At 70.5% G+C, this 12,004-nt stretch carries 12 protein-coding genes; 6 read left to right on the forward strand and 6 right to left on the reverse strand.

All coding sequences use genetic code 11. The features are described from left to right. Window positions 1-118: 118 nt before the first annotated feature. The 4 genes from ssb (at window position 119) to pqqA (ending at window position 4,702) form a co-directional block, all read left to right on the forward strand. Window positions 119-661 (forward strand): single-stranded DNA-binding protein, encoded by a 543-nt coding sequence (gene ssb / locus AC07RM_RS31425; protein ID WP_208511473.1) that lies wholly within the window; start codon window positions 119-121, stop codon window positions 659-661. 532 nt (window positions 662-1,193) lie between these two features. Next, window positions 1,194-2,240, forward strand: coding sequence for a ThuA domain-containing protein (locus AC07RM_RS31430; protein ID WP_495336992.1), 1,047 nt, complete (start codon window positions 1,194-1,196; stop codon window positions 2,238-2,240). 117 nt (window positions 2,241-2,357) lie between these two features. Beyond that, window positions 2,358-4,574: an outer membrane protein assembly factor BamB family protein gene (locus AC07RM_RS31435; protein WP_495336993.1), complete on the forward strand. Its 2,217-nt coding sequence runs from the start codon at window positions 2,358-2,360 to the stop codon at window positions 4,572-4,574. Between the two features lie 53 nt (window positions 4,575-4,627). Then, on the forward strand, window positions 4,628-4,702 hold the full coding sequence (pqqA, locus tag AC07RM_RS31440) for a pyrroloquinoline quinone precursor peptide PqqA (RefSeq protein ID WP_093354476.1): 75 nt from the start codon (window positions 4,628-4,630) through the stop codon (window positions 4,700-4,702). An 83-nt stretch (window positions 4,703-4,785) separates the two neighbouring features. Here the strand turns inward: pqqA and AC07RM_RS31445 are convergent, their stop codons facing one another. The 5 genes from AC07RM_RS31445 to AC07RM_RS31465 are packed head-to-tail and all read right to left on the reverse strand — an operon-like array spanning window position 4,786 to window position 9,594. After that, window positions 4,786-6,228: an ELWxxDGT repeat protein gene (locus tag AC07RM_RS31445; RefSeq protein WP_495336994.1), complete on the reverse strand. Its 1,443-nt coding sequence runs from the start codon at window positions 6,226-6,228 to the stop codon at window positions 4,786-4,788. Then, window positions 6,228-7,508: a TRAP transporter large permease gene (locus AC07RM_RS31450; protein ID WP_208510749.1), complete on the reverse strand. Its 1,281-nt coding sequence runs from the start codon at window positions 7,506-7,508 to the stop codon at window positions 6,228-6,230. Before AC07RM_RS31450 ends, AC07RM_RS31445 begins: the two co-directional genes overlap by 1 nt. Beyond that, the gene (locus tag AC07RM_RS31455; RefSeq protein ID WP_296796209.1) at window positions 7,505-8,059 is read right to left on the reverse strand and encodes a TRAP transporter small permease; all 555 of its coding nucleotides are present in this window, start codon (window positions 8,057-8,059) and stop codon (window positions 7,505-7,507) included. The genes AC07RM_RS31450 and AC07RM_RS31455 overlap by 4 nt, the downstream gene beginning before the upstream one ends. A 57-nt stretch (window positions 8,060-8,116) precedes the next feature. Then, a complete protein-coding gene (locus AC07RM_RS31460) occupies window positions 8,117-8,560 on the reverse strand; it encodes a type II 3-dehydroquinate dehydratase (RefSeq protein WP_495336995.1) in 444 nt (147 codons plus the stop codon). A gap of 26 nt (window positions 8,561-8,586) precedes the next feature. Further along, on the reverse strand, window positions 8,587-9,594 hold the full coding sequence (locus tag AC07RM_RS31465; protein WP_398492338.1) for a TRAP transporter substrate-binding protein: 1,008 nt from the start codon (window positions 9,592-9,594) through the stop codon (window positions 8,587-8,589). A 158-nt stretch (window positions 9,595-9,752) separates the two neighbouring features. Between AC07RM_RS31465 and AC07RM_RS31470 the strand changes: the two genes are divergently transcribed. Next, on the forward strand, window positions 9,753-10,535 hold the full coding sequence (locus AC07RM_RS31470) for an IclR family transcriptional regulator (RefSeq protein ID WP_093354375.1): 783 nt from the start codon (window positions 9,753-9,755) through the stop codon (window positions 10,533-10,535). On the opposite strand, the gene rsmI is transcribed toward AC07RM_RS31470, so the two are convergent. Beyond that, window positions 10,532-11,485 carry a 16S rRNA (cytidine(1402)-2'-O)-methyltransferase gene (gene rsmI, locus AC07RM_RS31475; protein ID WP_495336996.1) on the reverse strand — a complete coding sequence of 318 codons (954 nt, stop codon included), beginning with the start codon at window positions 11,483-11,485 and terminating at the stop codon, window positions 10,532-10,534. The two genes, AC07RM_RS31470 and rsmI, sit on opposite strands and share 4 nt — an antisense overlap. A gap of 54 nt (window positions 11,486-11,539) precedes the next feature. Between rsmI and AC07RM_RS31480 the strand changes: the two genes are divergently transcribed. Next, complete coding sequence (locus AC07RM_RS31480) at window positions 11,540-11,923, forward strand: YraN family protein (RefSeq protein ID WP_093354381.1); 384 nt, start codon at window positions 11,540-11,542, stop codon at window positions 11,921-11,923. Window positions 11,924-12,004: the final 81 nt, after the last annotated feature.

Genomic DNA, 12,004 nt, shown 5'->3' on the forward strand with positions numbered 1-12,004 from the left:
CCGCGCGGTAGGCGCGCGCCGTGCCAGCGGAGGCCGCGTCGTCCGGCCCATCGGGCACAATGCGTGTCCTTCTTTTTCCTTCAAACCTCCTCTTACTCATTCATCAGGGGCAGCGCACATGGCATCGGTCAACAAAGTCATCCTCGTCGGCAACCTCGGCCGCGATCCCGAAACCCGTACCTTCCCGAGCGGCGACCAGGTCTGCAACGCGACCCTCGCGACCACCGACAAGTGGAAGGACAAGCAAAGCGGCGAGATGCGCGAAGCCACCGAGTGGCACCGTCTCGTGTTCAACGGCCGCCTGGCCGAAATCGCCGCGCAGTACCTGCGCAAGGGCTCGCAGATCTACGTCGAAGGCCAGATCCGCACGCGCAAGTACACCGACAAGGACGGCGTCGAGAAGTACGCCACCGACATCCGCGTCGACCAGATGCAGATGCTCGGCAGCCGCCAGGGCCAGGGCGCCCCGGCGGGCGGCGGCTACGACGACGGCGGTTATTCGCAGGGCAATGGCGGCGGCGGCGGTGGTGGCGGCGGTTACGCCCCCGCACCGGCGCGCGCTCCGGCTGCGGCGCCGCGTGCACCGGCACCCGCACCGCGCCAGGCACCGGCCAAGTCCTCGTCGGGCTTCGACGACATGGACGACGACATCCCGTTCTGATCGGACAGCGCGGCGAGGGCTTGCCTCTCGCCGCCTCCGCCAGCCGGCCAAGGGCCGATCGCCATGCGCGATCGGCCCTTTTTCTTTGCGCCGTCCAACCTGGGAAAAGCGCGATACCAAAAAAGGAAGGGATTTCTATAGTGGAAATACTTTCCAATTCTGCTTATGATCGTCCGCAGCCGGGCCCCCTGGCCCTGCGCTTTCAGCCCTGGAGACGATCCGTGCCACTGCCTCGCCCGTTGTCCGTGTCCGATCTGCGGCGCGTGCCGAACGCGCCGTCCTGAGCGTTCGCCCGCGTCCCCGCGCTTTTTCGCGCACCTGCTTCCGCCGTCGCAACCGCAGCTTCCTTCGCTCGCCGAGGGAGGGCGGCCTGCTGCACCCGGTCGAGGCAGGGCGCCGCTTTTCCGCTTTCCCGTCTGAGGCCGGCATTCCTTGGTGCTTCGTCGGCTGCTTCCCCGGCCACCGGAAGCAGCCGAGCCATCCCGGCAGGGCGCGTCCGCGGCCCCGACCATGACTACAAGTAGGAGACTTCGTGAAACCAGCTCATTCCCTGACCCTCGGCCTCGTGTCGAGCGCGGCGCTCGCCCTGGTCCTGACCGCCTGTGGCGGCGGCAGCGGCGGCGGTGCCGGCTTCGTGCCGGTCGCGGTGGCGCCGCCACCGCCGCCCGCGGCGCCCGAAGAACCGGTGGACGACCGTCCCACCGATCCCGTGGCCGAGGCGCCCGACACCAGCTTCGACACCTACTACAACGTCTGCCGCGGCACCGACCCCAAGTGCTACAACGACTGGGGCGCCTTCGCCTCCACGCCCGACCGCGTGCTGATCTACTCGCGCACCGCCGGGCCGCGCCACGCCAACCTCGGCACGCCGATGGGCACGGGCCTCAACCCGGTCATGAACCCCGACAACGTGATGCAGGCCGGCCTGGTGCGCATGCTCAAGGACGCGGGCATCACGGCCGACTGGACCGAGGACGTGGCGGTGCTCGGCAGCCGCATCAACAACTACAAGGCCGTGATCTTCGCGAGCTCGAACCGCGACACGCTGTGGAACGGCTCGGTCGCGACCAGCAACGACGCCGCGCGCACGGCGCTGCGCAACTACATGCGCCGCGGCGGCGGCTTCGTCGGGCTGCACAACGCCTTCGGCGCCGAATACAACTGGCCCTACTACGAAGGCCTGCTGGGCAACGCCAACTTCTACAACCACGGGCCCAACCGCTCGGGCGACGTCGAGATCATTGCCGACGACCCCTCCACCGTGGACCTGCCCAAGCGCTTCACCTTCCAGGACGAGTGGTACAACCTCGCGCCGTTTCCGACCAACGTGAAGTTCCTCGCCAAGGTCGACACCTCCACGCTCAAGCCGCTGACCTCGCCGCCGCATCCGGGCCATGCGGACTTCCATCCCGTGGCCTGGTGCCAGTACTACGACGGCGGCCGCGCCTGGCTCAGCACGCTGGGCCACAACGACCACTCGTTCAGCGCCAGCTCGACCGGGCCCGGCGCGGACCAGTTCCAGAAGCTGGTGGTGCAGGGCGTGAAGTCGGCCATGGGCCTGACGCCCTTCTGCACCTGAGCTGACCCCACCGGCCTCGCGGCCCGCACGGCGCCCCGGCGCCGTGCGCGCGGTGCTGCGCGCCGCCTTCCTCTTCCCATCGCGGACAACCCTTCTTTCGGAGCGGAGATCTTCACCATGCGACTCACATCACTGGCAGCGACGCTGCTCGCCTGCGGCGCGATCGGCGCGCCCCTGCTGCTGGCCGGCTGCGGCGGCGGCGACTCGGGCGGCGGCGCCTTTCCCTGGTTCTCGGCGCCCCCGCCGGCACCCAACCCGCCGGCCCCGCCGCCGGCACCGCCCGCGGCCGGCCCCTCGGCTGCCGAACTGGCCGACTGCTGCACCGCGGGCGACCGCGACTTCCCCAAGGTGGGCGGCAACCTCGGCAACCAGAACTACTCGAGCCTCGCGAAGATCGACAAGGCGCGCGTCGGCCAGCTCGGCGGCGCCTGGCTCAACCGCATCGAGGGCGGCACCAGCACCGGCAACAGCCAGAGCACCACGGTGGTGGTCGACGGCGTGATCTACATCGAGTCGGCGCTCGGCAACCTGATCGCGGTCGACGGCAAGACCGGCGTCACCAAGTGGAAATGGACCACGCCCTATGGCGCGATCACGCGTCGCGGCGCGGCGGTCGCGAAGGACCTGGGCCTGGTCTACACCGTGGCCACGGGCAACCGGCTGGTGGCGCTCGACACGAACACCGGCAAGCCGGTCTGGATCAAGCAGTACCCGAGCAGCAGCACCGACGCCGACTACCAGGGCGCGGTGCAGAAGGTAGCGCTGGTCTATCACGACAAGCGCCTCTACGTGGGCACCAACGACGGCAACCGCGGCGCCGCCTTCTCGGCCGACGCGGCCACGGGCAAGGTGCTCTCCACCTTCTGGGGCGTGCCGCGCGTGGGCGAGCGCGGCTACGACACCTGGGGCGGCGCGCCCGAGTCGGACCGCACCGGCGCCACGCCGTGGATCCACCCCGCGGTCGATCCCGAGCTGGGGCTCGTCTACTGGACCTTCGGCAACGTGCGCGGCGGCTCCTCGCAGAACGGCTCCACGCGGCCGGGCCTGAACCTGTTCGCCAACTCGATCGTCGCGCTCGACCTCAAGACCGGCGAGTACAAGTGGCACTTCCAGTCGGTGCACCACGACATCTGGGACATGGACAACGTGATGTCGCCGGTGCTGGCCAACGTGAGGATCGCGGGCCAGGAGCGCAAGGTCGTGATCTACGGCAGCAAGACCGGCATGTACTACATCCTCGACCGCAAGGACGGCAGCGCGCCGCTGGGCATCGACGAGATGCCGGTCAAGCAGGACGCCCGCCAGGCGAGCTGGCCGACCCAGCCCTTCCCGCGCCAGGGTGCCTGGACCGAGACCTGCATCGTCGACCAGCCGCTGGGCACCGCGATCCCCGGCGACCCGAACCGCGCCGTGCCCAACTACCTCAAGGGCTGCCTCTACGACGCGCACTGGGACGTGCCGCTGCTGTCGATCCCGGGCCATGGCGGCGGCGCCAACTGGAACCACCAGTCCTTCAGCCCGCGCACCGGCCTGGTCTACACCGGCATGGGCTACGTCTCGGCCGCGCACTCGCTGACCGAGTCGAGCAACGGCCTGCGCCCGCCGGGCACCTACATGACCGGCGCGGTGGTGGCGGTCGACCCGAGCACCAACCTGGTCAAGTGGAAGAAGCCCATGCCCTACTCGCTGGCGCACGGCAACGGCATCCTGAGCACGGCCGCCGACCTGCTGTTCATCGGCCAGCCCGACGGCAACCTGCTCGCGCTCGACGCGGGCGACGGCAACGAGCTGTGGCGCTTCCAGACCGGCGCGGCCATCGCCGCGAGCCCGGTGGCCTACGAGATCGACGGCGAGCAGTACATCGCGGTCTATGCGGGCGGCACCAGCATTCCCTATGGCGACTCGGCGCCGCGCGGCGACTACCTCTGGGCCTTCAAGGTCGGCGGCACGGTGGCGCCGGCGGCTACGCCGAAGCCGCCCGAGGTGCGCCGGCCGGTGTCGGGCCAGGCGGTGGAAGGCGCGGCGCTGCCCACGCCCAACACCGTGTTCCTCGCGCGCGTGCAGACCGCGGCCAACGCGCCCGGCGCCAGCGAGAGCACCGCGGTCAACGCGATGACGCCGACCTGGATGCGCGTGCCCGCGAACACCACCGTGACCTTCACCAACCCCGCCGGCAATGCCAACCAGCACTGCGCCACGCAGTTCTTCGAGGGCCGCTTCGACTTCAAGCTCGCACCGGGCCAGTCGGCGCAGCACCGCTTCGACACGCCCGGCGAGTACTTCTACAACGACTGCCACAGCGCGCGACCGACCGGCAAGATCGTCGTGTACTGAGCCTGCGGGCGTTCCTCTTCCTCATTTCCCCCCACCTAGAAAGGAGCAAAGCGATGACCTGGAGCAAGCCCGCGTTCGTGGATCTGCGGTTCGGTTTCGAGATCACGATGTACATCGCCGCGCGCTGAGCGCGGCGCAACGAACGAAGGCCCCGGTGCGAACCGGGGCCTTTTTCGTTGGTGCAGGAAAGGAGCCGACGAGCCGGCGCGGTTCAGCGCAGCCGCTCGCGCAGCGGATCGCCGATCAGCGTGGCGCGGCGCGCGCCGCCCTTCGTGCTGCGCGACCACAGGCGCTCGTTGCCGAGGCCGTCGTCGGCCACGAACAGCACCGCGTCGCCGAGCGCGACGAAGCCCAGCGGCATCGCGTGGCGCGGTCCGGGCGCGACATCGGCCGCGAGCCGCGTGCCGGCCGCGCTGCCATCGGTGGACCAGGGCTCCACGCCGTGCACGTCGTCGTTGGCCGAGAACCACAGCCGGCCGCCGGCCTGCGCGAAACGCGCGGGCGAGCCGCTGCCGGGTCCCGGCCCCAGGTCCTTCACGAGCCGGGTGCCGGCGGCGCTGCCATCGCTGGTCCAGAGTTCGGCGCCGGCCTCGCCATCGGTGGCGGCGAAGTAGAGCCGGCCGCCGAAGGCCGCGAGCGGGCCGGGCACGGAGCTCGCGGCGCCGGGCCGCAGGTCCTTCACCAGCCGCGTGCCGGCCTCGGTGCCGTCGCTGCGCCAGAGCTCGATGCCATGCGTGCCGTCCTCGGCCGCGAAGTAGAGCGTGCCGCCCACGGCCGTGAGATGCGCGGGCCGCGACGCGCCCTCGCCGGGCCGGATGTCCTTGACCATGCGCGTGCCGGCCTCGCTGCCGTCGCTGGTCCAGAGCTCGATGCCATGTTGGCCGTCGCTCGCGGTGAACCAGAGCCGGTCGCCGATCGCCACGAGGTTCTCGAGGTTGCCGTCCTCCGCGCCGGGGCGGATGTCCTTCACCAGCCGCGTGCTCTGGGGCGTGCCCTCGCTGACCCAGAGCTCGTGGCCGTGCGCGCGGCTGGTGGCGGTGAAGAACAGCCGCGAGCCGGCCACCGTGAGCTGGCGCACCACCGCGCCCGGCCCCGCGTCGACCGAGGACACGCGTTGCGTGCTGCGCGCATCGCCGCCGGTCTTCCAGAGCTGGAAGCCGTGGCGGCCGTCGTTGGCGACGAAGTACAGCGCATCGCGCCAGGCCGTCAGTTCGGCCGGCATGGCGTCGGCCTCGCCGGGATTCAGGTCGGTCACGCGCTGCGTGCCGCGCGCGGTGCCGTCGCTGCGCCACAGCTCGAGGCCGTGTTCGCCGTCGGTGGCGGTGAAGTAGACATGCGCGCCGAAGCGCGTCTGCCAGCTCGGGAAGGCGCCGCGAAAGCCGGGGCGGATGTCCTTCAGCAGCACGGTGCCGGCGGTCGTACCGTCGCTGCTCCAGAGCTCCTGCCCGGTGGTCACGTGGAAGGCCGAGAACAGCACGCGCTGGCCCAGCCGCACCAGGCCGGTCGGCCCGACGAAGGCGCGCGGCTGCAGCTGCTCGGGCAGCACGTCGCGCGCCGGATCCTGTGCCGACGCCGCCAGCGGAGCGAGCAGCGCGAGCGCGGCGCACAACGCGCGCAGCCGGCAGCGCGCAGGAAGAAGGGCGGGCGCGCGCATCAGCCGCCGAACCATTTCGCGGGCACCGTCACCAGCTGCGGGAACAGCACCATGAGGAACATGATCGCGAACTCCGCCACCATGAAGGGCAGCACGCCGCGCGTGACCTCGTCCATGCGCATGCGGCCCACGCCCGCCACCACGTTGAGCACCACGCCCACCGGCGGCGTGATCAGCCCGATCGAGTTGTTGATGATGAACATCACGCCGAAGTAGACCGGGTCGATGCCGGCCGCCGCCACCACCGGCATCAGCACCGGCGTGAGGATCAGGATGGTCGGCGTCATGTCCATCGCCGTGCCCACCGCCATCACCAGCAGCATGATCGCGATCATCAGCACGATCTTGTTGCCCATGAAGGGCTCGAGCAGCGCCACCACCTTGGCGGGCAGGTCGGCCACCGTGATCAGCCAGGCGCTGACCATCGCGGCGGCGATCAGGAACATCACGACCGCGCTGGTCTTGGCGGCGCTCACGAAGATCTTGTAGAGGTCGGGAAAGCGCAGCTCGCGGTAGACCACGGTGGCCACGAAGAGCGCGTAGACGGCGGCCACCACGGCCGCCTCGGTGGGCGTGAACACGCCCATGCGCAGGCCCACCAGGATGATCACCGGCAGCAGCAGCGCCCACCCGGCCTCGCGCGCGGCCGCGACGATCTGGCGGCCGGACTGGCGCGGCGGCGGCTCGATCTTCTCGTGCCGCACCAGCCAGGCCCAGGTCACCCACAGCGCGCCGCCGATCAGCAGGCCGGGCACGATCGCCGCGAGGAAGAGCTTGGAGATCGAGACGTTGGCCGCCACGCCGAAGATCACCAGCCCGATGCTCGGCGGGATCACCGGGCCGATGACGCCGGTGGCCGCGATCAGCCCGCCCGCGCGGGCGCGGTCGTGGCCGGCCGAGACCATCATCGGCAGCAGCAGCGCGGTCAGCGCCGCCGCGTCGGCCACGGCCGAGCCCGACAGCGCCGACAGCAGGCAGCCCGCCATGATCGTCACGTAGCCCAGGCCGCCGCGCACGTGGCCCACCAGCGCGAGCGCCAGCGCGACGATGCGGCGCGACAGGCCGCCCGCGTTCATGATCTCGCCCGCGAGCATGAAGAAGGGCACGGCCAGCAGCGGGAAGCTGTCGGCGCCGCCGATCAGGTTCTGCGCCAGGATCTGGGCATCGAACAGGTCGAGCTGCCACATCAGCGCCACGCCGCTGGCCAGCAGCGCGAAGGCGATCGGCATGCCGAGCGCCATGGCCAGCAGCAGCGATCCGAGGAAGACGGCGATCGTCATGCGCGGCGCTCCCGTTCGGCCTCGAGCACCTGCGCGAGCGCGGCGGCTTCTTCTGATTCCTGGATCGCCACCAGCTGGTCGTCGGCGAGCTGGCCCGTGAGCAGGCGCAGCAGCTCGATCAGCAGCAGCGCCGCGGCCAGCACCGAGAACACCAGGCCCGAGGCGTAGACCACGGCCATCGAGGCGCCCGTGACCGGCGCCTCCACGTCCCAGTTGATCCGCGTCTGCGCCAAGCTGCCCTGGAACAGCAGCCACAGGATGTAGAGCATCAGCAGGTGGCTCGCGCCCAGGCACAGCTTGCGGCCCAGCGGCGGCAGCCGGCCGACCACCATGTCCACGCCGAGGTGGGCATGCTCGCGCAGCGCCACCAGCGCACCCAGGAAGGTGATCCAGATGAACAGCCAGCGCGAGACCTCCTCGGACACGGTGATGCCCGAGTTGAGGCCGTAGCGCAGCACCACGTTGCCGAACACCAGCACCACCATCACGGCCAGGAAGGTCGCGATCAGCGCCTCCACCACGCGGCAGGCGCGATCGATCCATCGATTCATGTCGTCCTCTTCAATCCAGTCGGTGGGCGTGCGCCGTGCAACGGCGCACGCGCGGGCTCACTGCTTGGCGTCGCGCACGATCTCGACCAGCGCGCGCAGCGCCGCGAGATACGACTGCGGCCCGAGCCCCTGCACCGTGCCGCGCACGGCCGGCGAGATGATCGAGTGCGCGCGCCAGGCCTCGCGCGCCGCGATGTTCGACATGTGGACCTCGATGGTCGGGAACGGCATGGCCTTGATCGCGTCGTGCAGCGGCACGCCGTGCTGCGTGAGGCCCGCGGGGTTGACCAGCGCGCCCTGCGCCTCGTCGATGTGCTGGTGCAGGAAGTCGACCAGCGCGCCTTCGTGGTTCGACTGGATCGTCGCCACCGTGATGTCGAGCTCGCGCGCGAGCTTGTCGATGCGCGCGTCGATCTCGGCCAGGGTGGTGCGGCCGTAGATGTGCGGCTCGCGGCGGCCGAAGAGGTTGAGGTTGGGGCCGTGCAGGACGAGGAACTTCATGGTGGATGCTCGCGGTTGCCGTGCGCTCACTGCTTGGCGCCGCGGATGCGCGCGAGCTCGTCGTTGTAGAGCTTGACCGTGGCCGGGTCGTACTGGGCGGCGAACTTGTCGATCACCGGCTGCGCGATCTCGCGCATGCGCACCTGCTCCTTCGGCGCCACCTCGTTGAACTGCGCGCCCTTGGCCTGCAGCTCGCCCACGGCCTTCTGCGCCGCGGTGCGGCTGGCCTGGCGCTGGTAGCCGCGCGCCTCGTCGGCGGCCTCGCGCATCCACTTCTGCTCGGTCGGCGAGAGCTGGTCCCAGAACTTCTTGCTGACGAGCACGATATTGGCCGCGTACACGTGGTTGGTCGCGCTCACGAACTTCTGCACCTCGTAGAACTTGTTCGACAGGATCACGGCGAACGGGTTCTCCTGGCCGTCGACCGCCTTCGACTCGAGCGCGCCGTAGAGCTCGGCGAAGGGCATCGGCACCGGGTTGGCCTTGAAGGCCTTGAAGGTGTCGAGGAACACCGGGTTCGGGATCACGCGGATCTTCAGGCCCTGCAGGTCCTCGGCTTTGGTGATCGGGTGCTTGCTGTTGGTCACGTTGCGAAAGCCCAGGTCCCAGTAGCCGAGCGCCACCAGGCCCTTCTCGGGCAGCTTGGCGATCAGCGCCTGGCCCAGCGGGCCGTCGAGCAGCTGGTCGGCCTGCTCGAAGCTGGCGACCGCGAACGGGAAGTCGACCAGGCCGAACTCCTTGACGATGCCCGCGAGCGAGGTGGTCGCGGGCGCCGACATCTGCTGCACGCCACCCTGCAGCGCCGACTGCTGCTGCATCTCGTTGCCGAGCTGGTTGGCCGGGTACTCCTGCACCTTCATCTTGCCGCCGCTCTTGGCCGCCAGCAGCTCGGCGAAGCGCTTCACGCCCAGGCTCACCGGGTGGTCGGTGTTGTTGAGGTGGCCGAAGCGGATGGTGCGTTCCTGCTGCGCCAGGGCGGGCGCGGCGAGGCCGATGCAGAGGCTGGCGAGGGCGAAGGTGCGAAGAAGTTTCACGGGTGGGCTCCAGGGAAGGACGGAAGGCGGCATGGCCGATGCGATGGGAGGAATTCTGTGGTGAATCGGAAAGTCTTTCCACTATGGAAATCCCTTCCCTTCATCTGCTAGAGTGCGCATGTCGCCATCGGTCCGCGACATGAACCGGGAGTACTGACATGAGCGAAATGCTGGGACGCAGCTTCAGGGTGCTGGAATATCTGGCGTCCCATCCCGAGGGCGTGCCCCTGTCCCTGCTGGCGGGCGATCTGCAGATCCCGCTGAGCGCCTCGCACCGCCTGCTGACGGAGCTGATCCGCTACGGCTACGTGCGGCAGGAGCAGCGCGATGGTCACTACGTGCTGACCATCAAGCTGGTGTCGATCGGCCTCTCGTTCCTCAGCAACTCGGGTGTGGTCGACGTCGCGCAGCCGCTGCTCGACCAGCTCGCCAAGGCCTCGGGCGAACTGGTGCGCCTCGCGGTGGTCGATGGCGACGAGCTCACCTTCGTGGCCAAGGCGCAGGGCGCGACCCACGGCCTGCGCTACGACCCGGACATGGGCCTGTCGGTGGCGCTGTCGTGCAGCGCGGCCGGCCATGCCTGGCTCTCGACCCTGCCCGAGGACGACGCGATGGCGCTGGTCGCCAAGAAGGGCCTGGGCAAGCCCGAGGACTTCGGCCCCAAGGCGCCGACCACGCTCAAGGCCGTGATGGTCTACGTGAAGGCGGCGCGCCAGCGTGGCTTCAGCCTGATCAACGAGGTGTTCGCGCCCGGCATGACCGCGATGGCGGCACCGGTCTTCGGCCCTTCCGGCCCGGCGATCGGCGTCATCACCATCGCCGGCCCCGCGGTGCGGCTGACGGCGCAGCGCATGGAGACGCTCGGGCCGACGCTGATGCAGGCGGCGGCCGAGGTGGCGACGGCGAGCGGGGCGTCGGCGCTGTTCAAGAAGCGCGCTTAGTCCGCGTCTTCATTGCCCGCGTTGCGGATGCGCAGCGCCATGTCGTAGAGCGTGTTGCGCGGCGCGCCCGTGATCTCGGCCGCGAGCTTCACGGCGGTCTTCACCGGCAACTCGGCCAGCAGCAGGCGCAGCACGCGCTCGCCCTCGGCGCCGTCGTCGGCCGCCACCGCCACCGGGTGCAGCACCAGCGCGAACTCGCCGCGCGTGCGGTCGCGCTCGGCCGCGAACCAGCCGGGCAGGGCGCTGGCCGCCAGGGTCGCGATCTCCTCGAACTGCTTGGTGAGCTCGCGGCCCACGGTGACGCGGCGCTCGCCGAGCACGGCCAGCGCGCGCGCCAGCGGCTCGATGCGGTGCGGGGCCTCGAGCAGCACCACGGCGCGCGGCTCGTGCGCGAGCGCCTGCACGGCGCTGTCGCGCTCGCCGGCCTTGCTCGGCAGGAAGCCCGCGAACACGAAGGCGCTGCTCGCGCTGTCGCCGCTGCCATCGGACACCAGCCCGGCCGCGCCGACCAGCGTGGTGACGCTGCTCGCGCCCGGCAGCGGCAGCGCGCGCAGGCCGGCGGCATGCACCGCGGCCACCAGCCGCGCGCCGGGGTCGCTCACGCCGGGCGTGCCGGCGTCGCTGACGTAGGCGATGCGCTCGCCCTGCACGAGCCGCGCGACCACGGCCTGCGCGGCCTCGGCCTCGTTGTGCTGGTGCAGCGCGAGCAACTGCGCGCCGGGGCGGTCGATGCCGTAGGCGCGCAGCAGGCTCTGCGTATGGCGCGTGTCCTCGCAGGCGACGGCGTCGACCAGCTGCAGCACGTGCAGCGCGCGCAAGGTGATGTCGGCCAGGTTGCCGATCGGCGTGGCGACCACGTAGAGGGTGCCCTGCGGATAATGCTGCGCACCGGCGGCGTCGCGCGCGGCCCCGAGGGCGGCACCGAAAGAGGCGGGTGCGAGTGAGGCCAAGCGCTTTTCTCCGAGGGACGTCGACACAAGAACAAACGGGAACAGGGAGCGGTCATGAAGACCACGACGACGGCGTCGGCCGTCACGACCAAGGGCCGCGGCGACGCGGCCGAGGACGCCGCACTGGCGCACCTGGAGCGCGCGGGACTGCAGCTGGTCGCGCGCAATTATCGGACGCCGGGCCGCGGCGGCGGCGAGATCGACCTGATCATGCGCGATCCGCGCGACCGCACGCTGGTGTTCGTCGAGGTGCGCCAGCGCAGTTCCACCGGCCATGGCGGCGCGGCCGGCAGCATTACGGCGGCCAAGCAGCGGCGCATCGTGTTCGCGGCGCGCCACTATCTCGCCCGTTTGCGCGAGCCGCCGCCGTGCCGCTTCGACGTGGTGCTGGTCGAGGAACGCATCACCTGGTTGCGCGCGGCTTTCGACGCGGGCTGACAAGGTGTGAATAAACCTGCTGCGCGCCCCGATCTCGCACCTGCGGTCCTCACCGTACGTGAGTACGGCTGCGGTCCTCGG

It is taken from the genome of Variovorax sp. GW821-FHT09B05, assembly GCF_059418265.1.